This window comes from Pseudomonas sp. UBA5666 (assembly GCF_002420785.1).
Taxonomy (GTDB): Bacteria; Pseudomonadota; Gammaproteobacteria; order Pseudomonadales; family Pseudomonadaceae; genus Aquipseudomonas; species Aquipseudomonas fulva.
In genome coordinates this window covers 35655-56394 of sequence record NZ_DIIQ01000013.1, presented here as the reverse complement: position 1 = coordinate 56394, position 20740 = coordinate 35655, and the positions used below count along the sequence as shown (strand labels likewise).

21 protein-coding genes and 3 pseudogenes are annotated in these 20740 nt (G+C 61.6%); 7 read left to right on the top strand and 17 right to left on the bottom strand.

Annotated features, from left to right (window positions below; translation table 11 throughout):
• Positions 1-19: 19 nt before the first annotated feature.
• Both B2Y33_RS07585 and B2Y33_RS07580 read right to left on the bottom strand, forming a co-directional pair.
• Entirely contained in the window at positions 20-259 is a 240-nt protein-coding gene (locus B2Y33_RS07585; protein WP_206405846.1) for a hypothetical protein, read from the bottom strand.
• Between the two features lie 134 nt (positions 260-393).
• Entirely contained in the window at positions 394-1533 is a 1140-nt protein-coding gene (locus tag B2Y33_RS07580) for a PIN domain-containing protein (RefSeq protein WP_206405845.1), read from the bottom strand.
• Positions 1534-2109: 576 nt separating this feature from the next.
• Here B2Y33_RS07580 and B2Y33_RS07575 point away from each other — a divergent pair.
• Positions 2110-2988 carry a hypothetical protein gene (locus B2Y33_RS07575; RefSeq protein WP_059183152.1) on the top strand — a complete coding sequence of 293 codons (879 nt, stop codon included), beginning with the start codon at positions 2110-2112 and terminating at the stop codon, positions 2986-2988.
• A gap of 135 nt (positions 2989-3123) precedes the next feature.
• Here B2Y33_RS07575 and B2Y33_RS07570 read toward each other — a convergent pair whose 3' ends face one another.
• From B2Y33_RS07570 to B2Y33_RS07545, 6 genes are all read right to left on the bottom strand, one after another.
• Positions 3124-3894, bottom strand: coding sequence for an amino acid ABC transporter ATP-binding protein (locus B2Y33_RS07570; protein ID WP_033695059.1), 771 nt, complete (start codon positions 3892-3894; stop codon positions 3124-3126).
• Between the two features lie 79 nt (positions 3895-3973).
• On the bottom strand, positions 3974-4714 hold the full coding sequence (locus B2Y33_RS07565) for an amino acid ABC transporter ATP-binding protein (protein ID WP_027915019.1): 741 nt from the start codon (positions 4712-4714) through the stop codon (positions 3974-3976).
• Positions 4711-6213: an argininosuccinate lyase gene (argH, locus tag B2Y33_RS07560; RefSeq protein WP_027915018.1), complete on the bottom strand. Its 1503-nt coding sequence runs from the start codon at positions 6211-6213 to the stop codon at positions 4711-4713. The genes B2Y33_RS07565 and argH overlap by 4 nt, the downstream gene beginning before the upstream one ends.
• Positions 6183-6902 carry an amino acid ABC transporter permease gene (locus tag B2Y33_RS07555; RefSeq protein WP_027915017.1) on the bottom strand — a complete coding sequence of 240 codons (720 nt, stop codon included), beginning with the start codon at positions 6900-6902 and terminating at the stop codon, positions 6183-6185. Before B2Y33_RS07555 ends, argH begins: the two co-directional genes overlap by 31 nt.
• 7 nt (positions 6903-6909) lie before the next feature.
• The gene (locus tag B2Y33_RS07550; RefSeq protein WP_027915016.1) at positions 6910-7572 is read right to left on the bottom strand and encodes an amino acid ABC transporter permease; all 663 of its coding nucleotides are present in this window, start codon (positions 7570-7572) and stop codon (positions 6910-6912) included.
• A 12-nt stretch (positions 7573-7584) separates the two neighbouring features.
• Complete coding sequence (locus B2Y33_RS07545) at positions 7585-8430, bottom strand: transporter substrate-binding domain-containing protein (RefSeq protein WP_028687316.1); 846 nt, start codon at positions 8428-8430, stop codon at positions 7585-7587.
• 227 nt (positions 8431-8657) lie between these two features.
• On the opposite strand from B2Y33_RS07545, the gene B2Y33_RS07540 reads away from it, so the two are divergent.
• Positions 8658-9575: a LysR substrate-binding domain-containing protein gene (locus tag B2Y33_RS07540; protein ID WP_241194968.1), complete on the top strand. Its 918-nt coding sequence runs from the start codon at positions 8658-8660 to the stop codon at positions 9573-9575.
• Positions 9576-9593: 18 nt separating this feature from the next.
• On the opposite strand, the gene B2Y33_RS07535 is transcribed toward B2Y33_RS07540, so the two are convergent.
• Genes B2Y33_RS07535 through B2Y33_RS07505 form a run of 7 tightly spaced genes read right to left on the bottom strand, consistent with a single transcriptional unit; the run spans position 9594 to position 15875 of the window.
• Positions 9594-10958: an ATP-binding protein gene (locus B2Y33_RS07535; protein WP_028687314.1), complete on the bottom strand. Its 1365-nt coding sequence runs from the start codon at positions 10956-10958 to the stop codon at positions 9594-9596.
• Positions 10955-11617: a response regulator gene (locus tag B2Y33_RS07530; RefSeq protein WP_027915012.1), complete on the bottom strand. Its 663-nt coding sequence runs from the start codon at positions 11615-11617 to the stop codon at positions 10955-10957. Before B2Y33_RS07530 ends, B2Y33_RS07535 begins: the two co-directional genes overlap by 4 nt.
• Before the next feature lie 2 nt (positions 11618-11619).
• The gene (locus B2Y33_RS07525) at positions 11620-12261 is read right to left on the bottom strand and encodes a hypothetical protein (protein ID WP_088523565.1); all 642 of its coding nucleotides are present in this window, start codon (positions 12259-12261) and stop codon (positions 11620-11622) included.
• On the bottom strand, positions 12258-13064 hold the full coding sequence (locus tag B2Y33_RS07520) for an SDR family oxidoreductase (RefSeq protein WP_028687313.1): 807 nt from the start codon (positions 13062-13064) through the stop codon (positions 12258-12260). The genes B2Y33_RS07525 and B2Y33_RS07520 overlap by 4 nt, the downstream gene beginning before the upstream one ends.
• Positions 13051-13731: a TenA family transcriptional regulator gene (locus B2Y33_RS07515; RefSeq protein ID WP_027915009.1), complete on the bottom strand. Its 681-nt coding sequence runs from the start codon at positions 13729-13731 to the stop codon at positions 13051-13053. Before B2Y33_RS07515 ends, B2Y33_RS07520 begins: the two co-directional genes overlap by 14 nt.
• A gap of 7 nt (positions 13732-13738) precedes the next feature.
• Positions 13739-15208, bottom strand: a complete 1470-nt coding sequence (locus tag B2Y33_RS07510) for an AMP-binding protein (RefSeq protein WP_059183151.1) — start codon at positions 15206-15208, stop codon at positions 13739-13741.
• Positions 15198-15875, bottom strand: a complete 678-nt coding sequence (locus B2Y33_RS07505) for a thermostable hemolysin (protein WP_028687311.1) — start codon at positions 15873-15875, stop codon at positions 15198-15200. The genes B2Y33_RS07510 and B2Y33_RS07505 overlap by 11 nt, the downstream gene beginning before the upstream one ends.
• Before the next feature lie 273 nt (positions 15876-16148).
• Between B2Y33_RS07505 and B2Y33_RS07500 the strand changes: the two genes are divergently transcribed.
• From B2Y33_RS07500 to B2Y33_RS23185, 5 genes and pseudogenes are all read left to right on the top strand, one after another.
• Positions 16149-16481 carry a hypothetical protein gene (locus tag B2Y33_RS07500; RefSeq protein WP_050437996.1) on the top strand — a complete coding sequence of 111 codons (333 nt, stop codon included), beginning with the start codon at positions 16149-16151 and terminating at the stop codon, positions 16479-16481.
• 244 nt (positions 16482-16725) lie between these two features.
• Positions 16726-17736, top strand: a pseudogene (locus tag B2Y33_RS07495) (PAS domain-containing protein); the annotation flags it as partial.
• Between the two features lie 81 nt (positions 17737-17817).
• Positions 17818-18006, top strand: a pseudogene (locus B2Y33_RS23195) (methyl-accepting chemotaxis protein); the annotation flags it as partial.
• Between the two features lie 121 nt (positions 18007-18127).
• Positions 18128-18910, top strand: a pseudogene (locus B2Y33_RS23190) (MCP four helix bundle domain-containing protein); the annotation flags it as partial.
• On the top strand, positions 18905-19768 hold the full coding sequence (locus B2Y33_RS23185) for a methyl-accepting chemotaxis protein (protein WP_404940327.1): 864 nt from the start codon (positions 18905-18907) through the stop codon (positions 19766-19768). The pseudogene B2Y33_RS23190 and the gene B2Y33_RS23185, both read left to right, overlap by 6 nt.
• Positions 19769-19851: 83 nt before the next feature.
• Here B2Y33_RS23185 and B2Y33_RS07485 read toward each other — a convergent pair whose 3' ends face one another.
• Positions 19852-20181 (bottom strand): hypothetical protein, encoded by a 330-nt coding sequence (locus B2Y33_RS07485; protein ID WP_023534182.1) that lies wholly within the window; start codon positions 20179-20181, stop codon positions 19852-19854.
• Positions 20174-20596 carry a GFA family protein gene (locus B2Y33_RS07480; RefSeq protein WP_206405876.1) on the bottom strand — a complete coding sequence of 141 codons (423 nt, stop codon included), beginning with the start codon at positions 20594-20596 and terminating at the stop codon, positions 20174-20176. Before B2Y33_RS07480 ends, B2Y33_RS07485 begins: the two co-directional genes overlap by 8 nt.
• Between the last annotated feature and the right edge of the window lie 144 nt (positions 20597-20740).

The window sequence follows — 20740 nt, the reverse complement described above, 5'->3', positions numbered from 1 at the left end:
TCAGCAGGTTAGTGTGGGGTCAGTTGAATAGAATATCGTCAGCCAGCTCGGCCATTCGCTGAGTGGCGCTGTTGTCGATCAGAATCTCTACTCGCTCAATATCGGAGCGAGAAATCACATGACCTATGTCCAAGCCGAGACGTACCCCGTGGGCGTTAGCTTGCGCTACCAGGCAGTTCACGGGCTGCAACAGCTCGGCTTCATCGGGGTGGAACCCCGGTTTCTCCATGAGGCGGAAATGGGGCAAACCATGTGCCATTTGCTACCAATCTAGGCCCTCGCATGCACAGATGGCAGAATGAAAACGGCGCCCAATCCTTACTGTGGGGCTTTGGCGCCTTTTTCTGTTCCTACTGCAGCACAATGGGTGTGCGTAAAGAGCGTAAGCTCTCCTTAGGCCGGTTCTTGATCAGTTGGATCTGGTGTCAAGCCTAGGATATCAATGACTGAATCCGCAATATCAGGGCTGATCTCGGTTACCCATTTGTTAACAAGCGATAAATAGAAGGCGTTAACGTCGTCGTCCGAAATGATCCACCGAATTTGATTGTTATCAATTGCTGCTTGGAACAACCGCTCCGCATCATCTTTTGTCAACCGATCTAGATAGGGCGTGGCATTTGCTACTGCCCAGTGAGTAGTAGAAAAGCTTCCGCTTCCTTCTAATTCCGAGATTGCCTCATCTACTGGTTCGCGTGGAAGCTGGGGGGCTGCAGGCGGCGAGAGCGGACTATCAGCATTTATCTCTGGGGCTGGTTTTTCGGGAGCAGGTGGTGGCTCAGCGGCTTCCGCCGCAGACTCTTGTTTCTCAGCCTGCGGATCTTCAATGTTTTCGGGTTGAGACTGAAGGTTTTTGTAGTATTCAACAACTTCACTTATAGTTTTGAATACCGTCAACTTCCCTTTATTTTTTGCCTCACTCCACTCGTCGGTAAGAAACGATAAGGGTCGTATGGTTTTGTCGGTTGTCAAAGGTGAAGCATAATCTCCGTCTTTTGAGATTATGAATAAGTCTTCGTTTGGGGTGCGGGCAAGAAGTGTCTCCCAGATATAGCGGTCCCCGATATTTCCTGCCTTGCCTGGGGGGTTGCCTTTGTGCATTCTAACAATGGCCTGATTATACAGTTCATCGTCTTCGGGATGGCGAGTGGCTCTTTCAAATAGCTTTGTTATTTTTGTGTCAACTTCTAGCTGGTTGCTCAATGCAAGAGATGCAGCGTTTGCTATTAAGAGTTTTTTTGCTTGTTTAGCACTTTTTATCGCTTCATCATACTGTCGAGCAGCTTCTGTGCCGCGCATATGATGCGGGACGCCTGTCGGAAGTTGAGCGTTATTGAAGTTATTTATTGCGAATTGAAGTTTCGACTCTCTGTTGCGCTTAAGCTCGTTCTCGACTTGCTTTGGCAAATGGAGCGTTATGGCATCAGGAGAGACAAGCTCAGTGAGTTCGTCGAGTATTTCGAGTTTGTCGTCTGAAAATTCATAGAAGTTCAGTAGGATGTTAGTGTCAATGAATACCTGTAAGGCCGGCATCTGAGATGGTCCTTCAGCAAGATGGTGAGCCGACATGGCGGGTGTTGAGCTTAAAAGGTAATCGTCCGTGACGACAAGAGAGATCGTGTGAGAAAAAGGCTCTCAAACGTTGAGGGTGGTACAGAATTGGTACAGGGCTCAATGCTATGGCATAGAAGTCTTTAAATTTGGGGTGTTGGGGGAAACTATGCCCAATCCATCATGGGGGCAACAGAAAACCGTCTCACTACCGTATCCATGGGGCTGGCCGCGTTTTCTGGCGTTTCGGGGGGCATTCGGAAATCTCTCGGTTACTACTGATGTAGAGCGCTTTTTGCTGACCGGTCACCGCCATCGTCCTCAGAGAGGAGGCCTATTAGCCGTGTCTTGTGCTCAGTCCACGATCAAGCGCAAAAGCAGGAATTCTATCAGGTCTGCTGATCAAGAAGTCCCCGTTGACTGCACCTCTCGGCCAGTAAGCCTCTCGATCTGTTACGCCCAACTCCCTCTAGCCAAGCCGCGATGACCTCGACTGAACGCCGTCCCCCCCAGCCAGCTCTGACTCTAAACACCCCACAAGCTCAACAAGGTCAAGCGATGACGATCACCATCAACAGCTACACCACGGTCAAAAGACGCGAGCGCGTCCCACACGCCATCTTCGCCCACTACTGGCGCGACGTGCACGGGCCGTTGTGCTCCCGGTTGCCAGGCCTGGGCTTGTACATCCAGCACCACTTCTCGCGTAATCAGGACGCACACCTCTGGCCATTGGCCGAGGGCGTGGCAGAGATCGCAGACTACGAACTCGATGGCGGTGTGGAGATCGGCTTCAAGTCCGCCGACCAGCAGGAGCGCTTCAAGCAAGCCAGCCCTCTATTGTTTTCGGACGAGCAGAACATGTTCGAGGAAACGCTGGCGTACGACCTGCCGCACGGATCAATGAGGGTGGTGAATCGACTGGCAGACGAGCGCCTCAATGGGCTCGATCATGCCGATCGGATCCATGTGCACATGAGCCCACGCCAAAGCCTTGAAGATCTGCAAGCGTATGTGCGCGACAAACTCGCGCCGTCTCTGGCGCAGGATACCTCGGTCTTGAAAGTGCAACTGCACCTGTGCGCCCCTTTCCAGAACGATGGGAGCCATCCACCGGCGCCAGACGTGGCACACACGGCCACGCCGGCGCGCGCCGAACTGGTGATCATGGAAGTCGCCTTCGGAAACCCTGTGGCACGGCGCCGGTTTTTCGAGGGGCAGGCGTTCAAGAAGACGCTGGCGGATCAGGCGCGGCACATCGGAAGTTTGAAGGCGTTTGCGGTAAGTGGTGTGTACAGCTATGTGGTCGATGGAGAAATGACCACGGCCGGGCTGCGTGGTAGCCGGGCGGCAGAGTTGATCGAGTATCTCGGCGCGGTCAATCAACTGGAACCTGGAGTAGAGGCGGTGTTCAAGCGCGTCGATGCAGCGAGTTAAGCTGCCCCGGCCTACAACACGCGCGGGGCATGCTCGCGGTGGATGCGCGGCTCGGTCCTACCGTCGAAAGCAAGAGCAGGTTGTCGCTCAGGTGCCTGTTAGTGGTTCAGTTGGCGCCCAAGGGGCACTCCCTGCTCAATGCAACACCTGACTCAAGAACAACCGCCCTCGCTCACTCAAAGGTCGCTCGAAAAACACCGCTGGCGCAGCCTGCTCGACCACCTCGCCCTGGTCCATGAACACCACCCGGTGCGCCACGGTCCGGGCGAAGCCCATTTCATGGGTCACGCACACCATGGTCATGCCGTCCTCGGCCAGGCTGACCATGGTGTCGAGCACCTCCTTGACCATTTCCGGGTCCAGTGCCGAGGTGGGTTCGTCAAACAGCATGATCTTGGGTTTCATGCACAACGCCCGGGCAATCGCCACGCGCTGCTGCTGGCCGCCGGACAATTGGCCAGGGTACTTGTGCGCCTGTTCGGGAATACGCACCCGCTCCAGGTAATGCATCGCCAGGGCTTGCGCCTCGTGGCGCGGCAGCTTGCGGGCCCAGATGGGCGCGAGGGTGCAGTTCTGCAGGATGGTCAGGTGGGGGAACAGGTTGAAGTGCTGGAACACCATGCCGACTTCGCGGCGGATGGTTTCGACCTGCCGGGCGTCGTCGGTCAGTTCGACACCCTCGACGACAATGCGGCCCTGCTGGTGTTCTTCAAGGCGGTTCAGGCAGCGAATGGTGGTCGACTTGCCTGAGCCGGATGGGCCGCACAGCACGATGCGCTCACCTGGCTGCACGCTGAGGTTGATGTTCTTGAGCACCTGGAAGCTGCCGTACCACTTGCTGACGTTCTCCATCTGGATCATGGGGCGCAGGCCCGGTGAGTCCAGCGATTGGGTCGCTTGGTTCATCTGGAATACTCCTGGCTGGCGCGCAGCCACGCTTGGCCGGTGCAAGCGGGCGCACCGGCATTGGGAAGAGGATGTTCGTTCAGCGCAGGACGCTTTGCAGAAACTGCCGGGTGCGGGCCTGTTCAGGGGCGCTGAAGAGCTGCGACGGCGGCCCGGTCTCGATGACCTTGCCGGCATCGAAGAACACCACGCGGTCGGCCACTTCGCGGGCGAACCCCATTTCGTGGGTGACGACGATCATGGTCATGCCCTCGGCCGCCAGGCCCTTCATGACGTTGAGCACGTCGCCGACGGTTTCCGGGTCGAGCGCAGAGGTGGGCTCGTCGAACAGCATCAGCTTGGGTTTCATCGCCAAGGCGCGAACGATCGCCACCCGCTGCTGCTGGCCGCCTGACAGCTCGGCCGGGTAATGCCCGGCCTTGTGCTGCAGGCCGACGCGCTCGAGCAAGGCCAGGGCATGGGCCTGGGCTTGCGCCTTGGTTGCGCGCTTGAGCTTGACTGGGGCAAGCATCATGTTGGCCAGCACCGTCATGTGCGGAAACAACGTGTAGTCCTGAAACACCATGCCCACGTCCTCGCGCAGCCGGGCCAGGGCTTTACGGTTTCCCGCCTGGGTCTGATCGCCATCGCCCACCACCACGGTGCCCTTGGAGGGCGGTTCCAGGCTGTTCAGACAGCGGATGAAGGTGGACTTGCCCGAGCCGCTGGGGCCGATGATGACCACCACCTCGCCTTGGCGCACGTCCATGTCGACGCCCTTGACCACTTCATGGGTGCCAAAGCTTTTATGCAGGTCGCGCACCGTCAGGATCGTGCTCATAGGCCCGCCTGTGCCCGGGTCAGGGCTTGCAGGTTGAGGTCGGCCTCGCTCATGCGCGCGCGGCGTTGCTGGTTGGCCGTACGCTCTGCGCTTAGGCGCTCGCTGGCGCGGGCGAGGCTTGGCATCAGCGACCCAAGCGACGGGCCGCCGGCGGAGCTGCGGCCCTGCACGTTGCTGACCGGGTCCAGGCAATCACGCACTTTCTGCTCGGGTAGGTGCAGGGCATGACCCAGCTGCTCGAGGGCGCAGGCATCGACCATCTGGGTGGTGATCTGATGGGCCGGCAGGCCCTGGTCCATGGCCATGCGCACCACGCCCCCGACCACATGGTGGGCTTCGCGGAACGACAGGTCGACCTCGCGCACCATCAGGTCGGCCAAACCGGTGGCGGTGGAAAAATCCTCACCGGCGCGGCGTGCCGCCAGGTCGATGTTGGGGGTGGCGGTGCGCAGCACCAGGTCCAGCAGTTTCAGGCAGCGCAGGCTTTCTTCGGCGGCCTCCCAGAAGCCCCGCGTCCCTTCGCGGTTGCCGTCGCCGGTGTGGGAAAAATTGGTGCCCTTGATGGTCACGCTCGCACCCATCAGCAGGCCGACGATATGGCCACTGCGGCCCTTGAGGTACTCCAGCACGGTGGGGTTCTTCTTTTGCGGCATGATGCTGGACGTGGCGGCGACGCTGTCGGGGAAGTCGATGAGGTTGAACTCATGGGTACTCCACACGAAATAGTCCTGCGCGACGCGGCTCCAGAACACCGCCAGGTTGCTCAGGTGCGACAGGCTTTCGAGCAGAAAGTCCCGCGAGCCGATGGCATCCAGGGCATTGTCCAGGTAGCCGTCGAAGCCCAGCAGCTCGGCGGTGCGCGCGCGGTCGATGTCGAACGGCGTGCCGGCGAAGGCAGCGGCACCCAGCGGGCACTGGTTCATCGACTCCAGGGTCTGGGTCAGGCGCTTGCTGTCGCGCTCCAGGGCCTGTTCCACTGCGCTCAGGTAATAGCCGTAGGTGATTGGCTGGGCCGGTTGAAGATGCGTGTAGCCGGGCATCACCACTTCGGCGTAGCGCTTGGCACAGCACAGGGCCGTGGCCCGTACCGTTGCCAATTCGTCGATCAGGTCCATCAGCAGGTCGCGGCAGCGCAGGCGGTCGAGGGTGGCCAGGATGTCGTTGCGGCTGCGACCGGTGTGCAGGCGCCCGCCGATGTCAGCGCCGATATGCTCGATCAGGTGCGCCTCGTAGTTGAAGTAGGCGTCCTCGCGCGAAGGGTCCAGCTCGACCGCCTCTGGTCCTGCCTGCTCCATGTCCAGCACACCCTTGGCCAACACGCTGGCATGTTCGCCGCGGATAAGGCCCTGTTCGGCCAGCATCAGGATGTGCGCCTTGTTGACGTTACCCAGGTTCGCGAAGCCGCTGGCAAAGCCTTCCAGGCGCGGGCGGTAGATGTACTCGTTCACTTGCGGCGCAGTGCTTTCCTTCAGGCGCCGACTGACTTTGGATGCTTGCATGCTGGAACCTCTTCAATGGAAGTACGTGCCGCCGGACGACCCAGACGACGTTCGAGATAACGGCTGAGCCAGGTCAGCGCCGAACAGATGACGAAGTACACCAGCAACACCACGCCGTAGACCGCGAAGGCAGGGCTGACGCCGGTCATGACGGTTTCACGCTCGATGATGATCTGGCCGACCTTGAGAAACTCCCCCACACCCACCAAAGCGCCCAGGGACGTGGCCTGCACCAGGATCGTCAGCAGCCCGGTGTAGGCTGGCAGAATGGCTTTCATCGACTGCGGCACAACCACGTGCAGGTAGATCTGCCAGGGGCGCAGGCCCAGGGCCCAGGCGCTTTTCCACTGGTGCCTGGACACCGACTCCAGCCCGCCACGCACGATCTCGATCCCGTTGGCGCTGCCCCACAGGGTCAGGCCCACGGTGACGGCGGCGAACGGGCTCAGGTCCACACCGAACATCGGCGCACCGAAGAAGATGAAGAACACGTTGACGATCAGCGGAATGGAGCGAAACAGCTCCACGTAGGCATGGATCGTCCACCCCAACAGGCGGTTCTTGACCGTGGCCAGCACGCCGAGCACGGCCGAGATCAGCGTGGTGAACAGCAACACCACCAAAGCCAGGTACAGGGTCATCAACAACCCTTTGCACACGAAGCTCCAGTTTTCGAGTAGGAAATTCATGGTCGCCTCACTGCCGGAAAGGGCGTTGCAGGTGGGCAGACAGCCGCGCAGTCATCAACGCGAGCCCCCCCACCAGCACCAGGTACATGACGCAGATGGCCGTGAACATCTCGATGGCGCGAAAGTCCGTGGCGATGCGGTCCACCGCGACGAAGGTCAATTCCGCAAGGCCGATGGCCTGTAGATAGGAAGAGTTCTTCAGCAGTGAAATCGCGGTGTTGAGCATCGCCGGCAGGCTGGTGCGAAACGCGATGGGCATGGCGATCAGCGCGAAGTACTGCACGGGCTTGAGGCTCAGTGCCAGGCTCGCCTCGCGCATGCCGCGCTCCACCGTGGCCAGCCCGCCGCGGATGTTCTCGATCTGGTATGCACCGGCCCACAGCGACAGGCACACCACCCCCGACCAGAACAGCGACAGCCCAAGCCCAATGGCCGGCAGGCCATAGAAGATGAAGAACAACTGCACCAGGATCGGCGTATTGCGGATCAACTCCACGTACAGCGCCACTGCCTGGGACAGCACCGGGACCTTCATGACGCGCACTGCCCCGCCCAGCACCCCGATCAGCAGGGAACACAGGATGGCCAGGGCCGTGATGCGCAGCGTCATCAGCACACCGTCGAGCAGGGCAGGCCATTGCTCGATCAGATAATGGACGTCGAACTCCATGATGGCGGCCGATCAAAGTGCTTCGGCAGGCTTGGCCTGCTCGAAGACGCTGATGTAGTAGCTCTGGATGTTTTCGGGTACGAACTGCTGCACCCAGCCTCGGAACAGGTGTTCTTCGCGCATGCGCAATACCGCCGCGCTCAGGAAGTCGCGCCATTGCGCTTCGTTCTTGCGTACGCCGATGGCCGCGTCGGAGATCTGGAACGGTTGGCCTATCAGGCGAGCATCCTGGTCGTTGTCGGCGACCACCACCAGGGTCGCGGCATCGTGGGTGTAGGCGTCGGCGCGACCTTGGCGGAAGGCTTGCAGGGCATCGGCTGCGCTGTTCATGCGCAGGGTCTTGACGTCGGGCATGTGGTCTTCGAACCACTTGGCCTGCACCGACCCCTTGAGCGTGGCAAGGGTCTTGCCCTTGAGGTCGGCGATGGTCCGGGCCGGGCTGTCCTTCTTCACGACCACGTCACTGGCACCCCACCGGTAGGGCGTGGTGAAGTCGATCACCCGTTGGCGTTCCGGGGTGACGCCCAGCGTGGCGATCAGCAAGTCCACCTTGCGGCCCAGCAGCTGCGGCACTCGGTTTTCGGCGGTGACGCAGGTGAAGCTCACCTTGTCCTTCGAGCCCAGGGCCCATAGCGAAATCTGCTTGGCCATTTCGACCTCGACGCCAGCGAATTCACCCTTGTTGTCCTGATAGCCATACGGTGGCTGGTCGCAGCGCACACCCGCGCGCAGGTGGTCCGCCTCTTTGATGGCTGCTGGAACTGCTGGCAGGTCGGCGGCCTGAACGGTGGATACCGCCGCCAACGACACGCACGTCAGGGCCAGTGCAGCGCTTAGTTTTTTATACGAGAACGACATGATGCCTCCTGATTACCGGGCTGCATCGCGCCAATGTGCTGGAGCGATGCGTGAGTACAAGGGCAGAGCTGAAGTGACGCTGGAGCACCGGTTTTATGTGTGTTGTTGCCGGTATGCGCTCGGGGGTATCGCGCTGCATCGGGGCAGACGTCGATGTGGTTGTAGTTATAAAATCTGCGCGTCATGCAATCAAATGACAATACATCAACCCGTCATGCAGAAATGATATGGCCATCAATTTCAAGCAGATCGAAACCTTCCGCGCGGTCATGCTCAGCGGCTCCATGACAGCAGCGGCGCAGGCGCTGCATACCTCCCAGCCCAATGTCAGCCGGCTGATCGCGCAACTGGAGCGGGCCAATGGGTTCAAGTTGTTCGAGCGGGTAGGGGGGCGCTTGCTGCCGACCGATGAGGGCGCGCAGTTCTTCGCCGACGTGGAGCGCGCGTTCATCGGGCTGCACAGCCTGGAAACCTCCGCCGAGCACCTCAAGCGCGGGGGCACCGGGCAATTGCGCATCGGTGCGGTGCCTTCCCTGACCCATGGCTTGCTGCCCAAGATTATCCAGCGCTTTCGCCAGCAGAACCCGCACGTTCATATCTCCATCCACACCAACGACTCGCCGAACGTGGCGCACTGGGCCGCGACCCGGTTTTGCGACGTGTGCCTGGTGTCTTATGTGGCCGAGGACATGGCGGGCGTGCAGTCCCAGATCATCTGTGATGTACCGGGTGTGTGCATCTTCCCCAAGGAGCACCGGCTCGGTGCCTTGCAGGCCGTGACGCCCGCGGACCTCAAGGGCGAAGAATTCATATCGCTGTCGCACACTGACGGCTCGCGCACTCGGCTCGACCGGCTGTTTGCCGATGACGACCCGCGGGTGCTCAACCTGGACGCTACCCATGCCGCCACCGTGTGCTCACTGGTCGGGCTTGGGCTGGGGGTGAGCGTGGTCAGTCCACTGGTTGCGGCAGAGTATTTGCACACCGGCATCGACATACGGCCGTTTGCCCCGCAGTTGCGGTTCTACACGTATCTGCTGCGCTCATCCGACCGGCCGGAGAACGTGCTGACTCGACGATTTCGGGTGTTGGCGGGGGAAATGCTGGGGCAGGCGGCGCAGGCGTGTACGGCTGGCCTTGGGTAACAGGCTCGGTACCGCGCCTCATTGCCTCGGCAGCACCAGCGCTGCCTCTAGCCCGCCCGCCGCTCGGTTTTTCAGGACCACCCGGCCACCCAGGTGCTCCATGATGGTTGCCACGATCGACAGCCCAAGGCCAGCGCCGTTGGGGCTATTGCGGCTGTAGAAACGTTCGAACACCCGTGAGAGGCTCGCCTCGTCGATGCCTGGCCCTTCGTCTTCCACCACCAACTCGACACGCTCATCGTGGCCCCGCAGCGAGACCGTGATGCGCCCCCCGAGAGGCGAGTGCTCGACCGCGTTGGACATCAGGTTCTGCAATGCAATGCCCAACGCGCTGGCGTCGACGGCTACACGGTGCTCGCCGCCCTCTATTTCCAGCGAGGGCTCCAGCCCTTTGTCCAGTATCCAAGGGGTAAGCTCGGCCAGGATGTCGGTGACCACCTCGGCAAGGTCGACAGGCTCATGGGGGCGATGGCCGAGCCGAGGCTCCACGCGGGCCAGTGTCAGCAGTTGGTTGACCACTCGCGTCAACCGATCCACACCGCCCATCAGGAACGTCAAGGCCTTGTTGCGTTCGACGTCGTTGCTGGCAGCCAGTGCGTTCTGCGCATGCAGGCGCAACACCGCCAAGGGTGTTCGCATTTCGTGGGCCGCGTCGGCAATGAAGCGATGTTCACGGCGCAGCAGGTCCTTGATCTGCGCCAGCAGGCGATTGAGGGCAGCCTGCATGGGCTCGAGCTCCGATGGCAGCGGCACCAGCTGCAGCGGTTCGAGTGATTCGGCATGCCGCGCGCGAATGACGTCGGCCATGTTCTTCAACGGCTTGAGCCCCCAGCCAATGGCGGCCCATACCAGCACGGCAAGCGCCAGGGCCCCCAGCAGAAATGGCATCAAGGTGTGACGAACGATTCGGTCGATCAAGTCATAGCGCACGTCATCGCGTTCACCCACCCAGATCACCCAGCCTTTCTCGGGCACAGGTAGCACGAAGCCGCGCCATTGCTTGTCGTCGCTGGTGAAGTCGTAAAACCCAGGCCGCATGGGCCGCGGGTCCAGGCGAGGTGCGCTGGGCGTCTGCACCATCAGGGTGGCGTTTTCGTCCCAGACCTGGAAGGCCAGCTTGCTCTCGTAGGGATGCCCCACCCGGTGTCGGCCCGCCTGAGCCAGCGCGGCGTTGAAGGCACGGTACAGGTCGTCACGCGCGCCGCCTTGCACTGGCATGCTCATTACTCCCTGGAGCAGGCGTGCGTTCTGGGCAAGGTGCGCGTCGTACACTTCGTTAATTTCATGGCGGCTGTCGTGGTAGTTGTACAACGCAAGCAAGCCGGTGCCGATCAGCAGCAAGAGCATGACGCGCCACAGCGTGCGCTGGCGTAGCGACCTCATACCTTGGCCTCGACCAGGTAGCCGATACCACGCACGGTGCGTATCAGGCCATTGAACAGTTTCTTGCGCAGCTGATAGATGTTCACTTCCAGGGTATTGCTCTCCGGCTCCTCGTCCCAGCCATAGAGCAACTGCGTCAGGCGTTCGCGGGTAAAGACTTTGCCGGGCTGGGCGAGTAGCTCGTGCAGCAGCCGGTACTCCTTGGGCGTGAGCACCACTTCGGCCCCCTTGAAATGCACCTGCTGGGTTGCCGGGTCCAAGCTGACACCGCCGTGCTCGATCAGCACCGTGGCGCGGCCAGCGCTGCGGCGCAGCAGTGCACGCAGGCGTGCCTTGAGTTCATTGAGGTCGAAGGGTTTGACCAGGTAGTCATCCGCCCCGGCGTCAAGCCCTGCGATGCGATCGTCCAAGGCATCGCGTGCGGTGAGAATCAGCACCGGCAGGCTGTTGCCTCCCGCGCGAAGCCGCCGCAACAATTCAATGCCGTCCAGGCGTGGGAGGCCCAGGTCCAGTATCAACACGTCGAATGCTTCATGCTGCAAGGCGTGCAAGCCACTGACGCCGTCCTGCAACCAGTCAAGGGTATAGCCCTCCTGGCGCAAACCATCGCAGATGCCTTCACCCAACGCGCTATCGTCCTCAACCAGCAGCAGGCGCATGTCTAGTCCTGTTTGTCCTTGATGGTGTCGAGTAAAGCATTGATATCGGCACGCCGGCCCTCATCGGCCAATTCCCGGCCCGGCCTGGGCGGTGCCTGCAACCCCTTGTGCAGCGCGGCCCTGGCCTCACTGTAACGCTTCTGGCGCACCAGATGATCGCCCCAGAAATAGTTGCTGTCGATGCCTGCGGGATTGATTTTCAAGGCCTGCCTGAGCAGCGTGTCGGCTTTGTCGTCATCCCCGAAGCCGATGGGCCAGCCTGGAACCTGGTCATACAAGGTGCCCAGGCTGGTGTAGGCCGAGCCTTGCAGGGCTTGAGGGTCGAGGGCGATGGCCTTTTCCAGGCTGGCCTTGGCGGCCTTGACCTTGCCTAACGCACTCAGCCCACCGGTTGCGCCAGCCCAGCTGCTGTTGATGATGCCGTCCCAGATCAGAGGCTCGGGGGTATTGGGGTTCTGGCGGACGAAAACGGCCGCCTCGTTTGCCAGCTTCTCGAACGCGCCTGCGCGTTGATCCTTGGGCAACTGATATTGGATATGCGCCCATTGTTGCTGCAAGTCGTGCAGGTGTTGGGCGCCTGTCTGATCAAGCGCCCAGCCAAACGGGGTAAATGCCAGCAGGCTGGCCAGTACGATGGGCTTCATTTGCTCGGTTCCTTTATGTGGCTGCCGATATGGCGCCGAATCAAGGGCAGTTGTTTACGCAAGGCTCGATCCACCAACCCTGGCAGGATGCCGTTCAGGCGCACGAACATTTTCTCCGGCCAGCCCAGGTAGAGCTCGCTGCGCTCGGACTGGACCGCCTGGAGCACGGCTTTGGCAACGTAGACCGGGTCGTCCATGCCTACCTTCAGCGCCTGGTTGAGGGCGGTAGCGGCGCTGCTGTTCATGCTGGTGCGGGTTGCGCGTGGCGCGACGTACAGCACATTGACCGGGGTGTCGGCCAATTCACGGCGCAGTGCTTCGGAAAACCCGCGCAGCGCGAACTTGCTGGCGCAGTAGCTGGCATAGCCGGGGTAGCCGATCGAGCCATAAGTCGAGCCGACGTTGACGACCAACGCCTTGGGTTGCTCGCGCAGAAGAGGCAAGCAAGCCCGGGTCAGTTGCAAAGGTGCCTTCAGGTTGATGTCCAGCAGCTCATCGAGGGCCTGTTCGTCCAGCTGGTCGAGCAAGGCGAAGCGATTGACCCCGGCAGCGTTGATCAGCACATTGAAGCCGCCCAGCTCGCGCGCGCGCGTCACGACCTGTGCCCGGCCCTCCTGTGTCCGCAAGTCCGCCGACTGCCAGCGCAGGCTGCCTGGGTAGCGGTTCATCAAGCTGGCCAGTTTGCCCATGTGCCGACTCACGGCCAAAACCTGCGCGCCGGCATGGCAGAGCTGCTCGGCCAGCTCCAGGCCAATCCCGCCGCTGGCGCCGGTGAGCACCACGATCGACTCATGCAACCGCATGGCGCACCCCTGACTGGCCCGCACGGGGCAACGTTTGGAACATCTCGGCGTACAGGCGGTAGACCATCTTGGCCGCGTGAATGACCGCCTGCTGGTCTTCGGCATTGTCCAGGCGGTCCATCAACTGCCTGTAGGTCACCATATGGTCCTGGTCGAGCGCGCCGTGGGACTTGAGGTAGCTCATTGCCCGGTCTGGCAGCGAAAGGCTGTGTGCAATGGCGCCGGCGGCCTGTGTGGCCAGGGCAATGCTGGTGCCTTCCAGGACGTTGACCATGCCGAACAGCCCTACCGGGTTGCCCCTTGCGATCAAGTCGTAGAGATAAGCGACCATGAGCTCAATCGACTGCGCGGGTCGGCCGTCGCGTACCGCCTCCCAGTCGCCCCCACAGGCCTCGATGTCGTTGAGGATCCACTGTTCATGGCCGTATTCTTCCTCGATGTACTCGCACACGGCACCGCGCAGCCATTCGAGCCGGGCGGGCAGGCGCGCCCCGCATGCCATCATCAGCGGGACGGTGTGGCGCACGTGGTAGTAGGCCTGGGTGAGAAATGCGATGTAGCTGTCGAGGCTGACCTGCCCAGCCATGGCCTCGCGGATCACCGGAACGCCGAACAGCGCCTGGCGCTCATGGGCGGTTTGCAGTTGCAACGTTTCAAAGAAGGACATGGCGAACTCACTCCTGGGGTATGCGGATCAGAGATTGATAGCGTTCAAGAATCGCCTCGCGCCGAGGGCGGCCGTTGGCTGTCAGGGTTTGATCGGTGACGCTGAGCGGCGCCGTGAGGCGTCGCCAGTGGTGGGCACGTGCGTAATCGGGCAGCCGTGCATTGCACTGGCCCACTACCTGGTCGATCTGGTCGTCACTCAGGCTCGGGTCCATCGGCCAGATCAACGCCACGTTGCCTGGCAGGCTCTCGCCGTGCACGAATGCCTGGGCAATGACGCCGCTCTGGGTCAGTTCGGCCTCTACCCATTCAGGGCTGACGTTTCGGCCGAAACTGGTGATGAACTGGTGCTTCTTGCGTCCGTCGAGGTACAGGTAGCCGTCGTCATCCAAATGGCCCAGGTCCCCGGTTGCCCACCATCGACCGTCGAAAGGCGCGGCATCGAGGTAGCCCAGTAGCGTGCAACCGGCCACCAGCACCTCGCCATCCTTCGCGATGCGCACCTGCACGTGGGGCAGCGGCTTGCCCACACTGCCACGGCGGACGCTGCCCGGACGGTTGAGCGCGACCACCGACGCGCATTCAGACAGCCCATAGCCTTCGTACACCGCAAGCCCGACAGCCTCGGCACGGGCCAGCAAGCTGGGCGATACCCGAGCGCCACCTACGGCGACGAACCTCAGCTGCTCAGCGGGCATCGCCCCTTGTTCAACAGCGGCAACCAGCCCCATCAGCAGTTGCGGCACAAGGATCAGGCTCTGGGCCTGACGCTGCACAATCACACCCACTAGCCGCTTGAAGTCCACCTGGGTGGCGCCGCTGATGCCCAGGTGCTGCTGGCTGAGCAGGTGCACGCAGGCCCCGGCGATCAGCGCGGCGTATACGCCCAGGTTTTCCAGCAGAACGCCCAGTGGCAGAACGGCCAGGTGATGCATGGGTGCGCTGGCGCGGCTAGCCGCCTCAAGTTCATGGGCCACGCCCAGCAACGCCTCGGCGCTCAGGCAGACACCTTTCGGTGATCCCGTGCTGCCGGAGGTGTAGGTGATTTTTGCCGTTTCGGGCGCAATGGCCGCCGCAGCGAACGATTTACAGAGCCAGAACCCCGGCCGAGCGTGTGGGGCGTAGCCCAGCTCGACAAGGCGCGAGTCCCATCCGCTTTCGCTCAGCACCAGGGTGACGCCACTTTGCCTGAGACAATGGGACATTTGAGCGCGGGTGAAAAACGGAGGGATGACCACGCAGGGACGTTCGGCGAACAGCGCTGCAAGGTCCCACAGCAGCAGTTGCGGGCCATTGTCCAAGGCCAGGGCGAATGCGCCCTGAGGTTGGCTCCCAAGCCAGGCGGCGCGTACCTCGACCGCCTCGAACAAGGCGCGATAGGTCAGGTGCTGGTCGGCACCTTGCACGGCGATGGCGTCAGGCTGACGTTGGGCGTGTTCCTTCAGCAAGGCCTTGAAGCGGTTCAGTTCATGCCGCATGACCGGATTCCTCTGTCAGGACCGGAAAGCCAAGGCGCTGAAAGACGCCTGACCGGGTCAAGGCATCGAAGCCGTAACGGATATTTCCGGCAAACACCTGAGGGCAATGGCTGTAGTAGGTGCCCCATATTTCAGCCTGGTCCTCAAGGCGAGCAGGATCGGCTGGCGCCAGGACGACGGGCGTCAACCCCAGTCGCTGGAAGCTGTTGATCAGCGTCGCCGCGCCGGTGAATGCGACCCAGTGCAGGCCGCGTGAGGCCAGCAGCCACGTGACCGCAGCGATCATCAAGCGCGCGCTGCCGGCGCTGAGCGAGGCCAGGTTACCCACCTCGACCATACAACTGCGCGGCAGGGTTGCCCCGACCACACGGGACACGGCGTCTTCCAGAGGCATGTCGAGGTAGCGCTCCAGAAATAGGGGGCCGTCATTGGCTGGGCGAATGCCCGCGGCGGCTGTCAACCGGCCTTGGCTGTCGTGAAACGCCAGTAATTGCGGCAGGAAATGCTGAATGTCGGCCTGATGGCTTAGCGCAAAGCACTGATGTATGAACCGCTCGAGGGCCATTCGCCCCGGGTCGTCTGCCAGGTGTAGCGACAATGTTGCCTGACGATCGGCCTGGCTGCCGATGGCCAGTGGAAGCAGGTGGCTCCAGTCACGGTGGGTCATGAAACGTCTCCCAGCAGGTTCGATGGGAGACAGTGTCGAGTGCTTATCTGAAGGGAATCTGAAGTCAGGCTGTTTCGGGTTCGATTTCGACGAATGCCATTGCGATGTTTCTCCGGGGCCTACATGGCATCGCCAGCCGTTGCCGACGAGCGCCCCCTTGATGGCCACCGTCCGATTTACCGCAGACCTGGCCTGTGACCTGCTCCGCACCCTTGCCGTCAACCTGTGCATGGAACGGCACCGCTTGTGCCGACGTGGAAAGCAGGAGCATTCATGGCCAAAAAAAAACCGTTATCCCCAGGCCCGTCCTGGAACGAAAATTTCGTGGTGTTGGGAGAGATTCTTTTCTGGGGTTTTTGGGCGCCAGTCCTGTTCTTGATCGCTGCACCCTGGTTGAGCCTGGCCATCGTCAGCTACTGGCCCAAGCCTGTGCTTGCCGGATTTTTCAGCGCCATGGCATCCACCGGTTGGCTGGTCGCCTCGGTGGTGATTCTGGCAGTGATTGCCTACCAGGCGGGCATGGGTTACTACCGTCAGCACCGTAGCCGCAAGCGCACTGCCGCTGAGCTGGCTGCCAAAAGGGCCCAGGGCGACAAGCGTCTTTGATCGATCCGGCCGGCTGATTGGCCTGTGTGGGTGGCCGGCGCTAGCGGCCCGCTTGGGGCTTGCTTGGCACCCTCACATAACTGATATCGTAATGATGTCATTGCCGCGCAACCTTTGTCGTTGTGCTGCTGTCGTAGTACGCACCACCGGTCAGGCAGCAGTGATCGCGACCTGCGATTGCTGTGCGTGACCCAGTATTGAAGCCAGGGATTGGTCTTTTTCGTCTTCCTCCGAGTACCGACCCATGCTTCATCTTTTTCGTAACCGCGGCGAGCGTCAGGCGCTCACGCAGCTGGCTGCCTCCCTCCCGCAAACCCACACTGACGGTGGCCGCACTGCCCCCAGATGGACAGAGGTGCAACGTGAATGGACCTCGCGTGAGTTGCATGCCACTGCGCGTGAAGGCCGTATTGCCGAGCTCGAGCGCGAGCTGGAAAACGCCCGGCTGATGCTGGCCGAGGCCGACGCCAATGCGCGCGCCTCGGAAACCCGTTTTGACCTGGTCAACCGTGCCTCCAGCGAAGGCCTGTGGGACATGGAAGTGGTGGCAGGTGATCCGGTCAACCCGCGCAACCGCTTCTGGTGGTCGCAGCAATTTCGCGAAATGCTGGGGTTTCGCGACGAGCGCGATTTTCCCAATGTCCTGGCCAGCTGGGCTGATCGCCTGCACCCGGAAGACAAGGCCGCCACGTTGGACGCCTTTGCCCGCCACCTGAACGACAAATCAGGCATGACCCCCTACCGGGTGCGCAACCGCCTGGCCATGAAAGACGGCAGCTACCGCTGGTTCTTCGCCCAGGGCGAAACCCTGCGCGATGCACGTGGCGTGCCTTTGCGCGTTGCTGGCGCCTTGCGCGACATCCACGATGAGTTGCAACGTGAACAAGAGCACGACGTGATCATCACCCGTTTCGAACTGGCGCGGGAAATGCTCTCCGACGGGCTCTGGGACATGGAAGTGATCGCCGGTGACCCGGTCAACCCCAAGAACCCCTTCTGGTGGTCGCCCCAGTTTCGGCGTTTGCTGGGTTTCGAAACCGTCGAGGAATTTCCGGATGTGTTGGACAGCTGGGCCTCACGCCTGCACCCGGAGGACAAGGCCTACAGCCTGGAAGCCTTCCAGGCGCACCTGAACGACCGTACAGGCAAGACGCCGTTCGATATCGAGTACCGACTCAAGATGAAAAGCGGGGAGTACCGCTGGTTCCGCGCCCGTGGCCAGACCAAGCGCGACCCTTATGGCGCGCCATTACGTGTGGTCGGGGCATTGGTGGACGTGGACCTGGAGCATCAGCAGTCGGCCATGCGCGAGACGGAGGCTGCGCACCAGCGCACCCTGGAATCCAACATCACCAAGCTCACCCAGATCGTCGGCACCATTCAGAGCATTGCCAGCCAGACCAACCTGCTGGCACTCAACGCGGCCATTGAAGCAGCACGTGCCGGGGAAGCGGGCAGGGGGTTTGCAGTGGTGGCCGATGAAGTACGCAAGCTGGCCACGCGCACGACGGAGGCCACTGAACAGGCGGCCGACATGATGCGCGGCTGACAGCTGGCAGGCCAGGTGCCCAAGCTACGGCTACAGGTCCGTTGCACCCGCTCTTTTGACACTGTTGTTTTCTCTCACTTCGTTCAGGTTTCAACTCATGAATTGGTTCTACGATGCCAGGTTGTCGGTCAAGCTGTACCTCGCTTTCGCGCTGTGCGCACTGATCACCTTGAGTGTTGGAGTTGTCGGTAGCCAAGGAATCGGCTCGCTCTCGTCCAGCTTGCAACAGGTGTTTTCCAACAACCTCGTGTCCGTGGCACAAGTTGCAGAGGCACGCTCCAGTGCTATTGCCCAGAGCCGCGACCTTTACCGACTAGTGGCGGCCACCGCCATCAATGCGCCGCAAGCTGAACGCGCTGCCATTCTTGCGTCGATGAAAGAAAACCGGCAGAGCAGCGAGCAGGCATTTGCAGTCTACCGAGCCACGCCCCTGGCCGATGATGAACGCCTTGCCGGCGATCGCATGGAAAAGGACTGGCCAGCCTACCAGGCCATCATGGATCGGACGGTAGCCACCATCGCACGAGGTGATCTGGCTGAAGCCAGGCAATTGATGGCCGGCGAATTGCATCAGGCGTTTCGTACCGTGCTCGACGAATTGACCACAATGGTCGAGTCCAATAACCGGCAGATCGATGAAGGCGCGCGAGCGGCAAAACATAACGAGGCGGCGGCCAAGCTCAACCTGTACCTGGGCATCGGTGCGGCGTTCGTGGCGGCCATTTTGCTTGGCATGTTCATCAGCCGTGTCATCAGCAAACCGATCGCGCTGGCGGTGAACACGGCCGAGCGCATTGCAGGCGGCGACCTGAGCAAACCCGTGGCCACAGGTCACGCCGACGAAACCGGGCAACTGCTAAATGCCCTGGGGGGCATGCAGCAAGGCCTCAAACGCACCCTGGAGCAAATCGCCAATGCAGCGGATCAGCTCGCCTCTGCGGCCGAAGAACTCAACGCCGTCACAGATGAGAGCACCCGCGGGCTCACGCGCCAGAATGATGAAATTCAGCTCGCCGCCACGGCGGTCACGCAAATGAGTGCGGCAGTGGAGGAAGTGGCTCGCAACGCCACCTCCACTTCCGAAGCCTCCCGGCAGACGTCCGAGGAAGCGGCCAGTGGCCGCGACCAGGCCCGGGAAGCCGTGCAGGCCATCACCAGCGTGAACAGCGAAATCGGGCAGTCCACGGTCATCGTGGGGGAATTGGCCGGTAGCGTGCGCGAAATCGCCAAGGTGGTCGATGTGATCCGGGGCATTGCCGAACAGACCAATCTACTGGCGCTTAACGCGGCCATCGAGGCGGCACGCGCTGGCGAGCAGGGCCGAGGTTTTGCGGTGGTGGCAGACGAAGTACGGGCACTGGCGGCGCGTACCCAGGCCTCGACGGGTGAGATCGAAGCCATGATCACAGGCGTTCAGTCGCGTGCCGACGATGCGGTCAAGGCCATGGGCAACAGCCGAAACCTGGCCGACAGCACCCAGGCCTTGGCCCAGGCGACCGGCGAATCGCTGGAGCGGATCGCCCGGAACATCGCCCAGATCAACGATCGCAACCTGCTGATCGCCACGGCGTCCGAAGAGCAGGCCCATGTGGCCCGCGAGGTGGACCGCAACCTGATCAACATCCAGGACTTGTCGACCCAGACCTCGGCCGGTGCGCATCAAACCAGCGCATCCAGCCAGGAATTGTCGCGCCTGGCCATCTCGTTCAACGACATGGTCAGCACCTTCAAGCTCTGAGCAGGGCGTAGACGATCTGTAGCGTGGCATGCCCCGCCCACCGCCGTAATGCACTTATCGGCGGTGGGCGGGGCGCAGGCTTTTTAGTCGACGCGCACGAAGACGTTCTTGGCCATGTCGCTACCGCCGACGGCCTCCAGGCGCTTGCCGCCGTCGAGCACGCGTACGTTGATCAACGCCATGCCATCCTTGTTGCGGGCGGTGACCATGTCATCCTTGCGCTCCCATTCATCCACCTTCAGCTTGTTGCCGTTGGTGATGATGTAGTCCTTGGAAAACTCCCACGTCTGTTTCGGGCTCTGGATACCCATCACGGTCGTGGTTTGCTCATAGGTGCCTTCCAGGGCGTCATTGCCGCAACCGGCGATGACGAAGAACGGCAGGGCGGCGAGGGCGAGTTTGAGTTTACGCATTGGGCTTCCTTTTCAGTGGGTCGATCTCAGACTGGGTCGATGGCAGGTGCCATGGCGCCGCGGCGTCGAGATGCAGGTGGGTATCACGTGTCGGTATGAAGGGGGTATCGAGGGTGCCAAGGGCGATCGAGATCCAATCGGCGTATTGGCCTGCACTGCGTGACCAGAACAGGCTCGAGCCGCAGGATGAACAGAATTGGCGCAGGATTGTGGGCGACGAGGCGTAAGCCGCAAGCCGGTCAGCGCCGCGCAGCATGCGCAGCGCCTCACGCGGCACACTACCGTATGAGGCATATGCAGCACCGTGGCCTTTGCGGCACTGGCTGCAATGACAGTGGCTGATGGCCCTGGGCGGGCCAAGCAGCTCATAACCTATTGCCGCGCAAAGGCAGCTTCCTTGGTATGTGCTGGACAAACGCGATTCCATGCGTACGAAAAGGCGCCAGCTTAAACGCAGCGCCAAAGGTAGTCGAGCCGGTTCTGGCCACGCGCGTCGGTAGCAGGTACCCGGGAAGCGGTTCTTGCACCCGCTGGACCGTCAGGGTGCACAGCCCTGTGC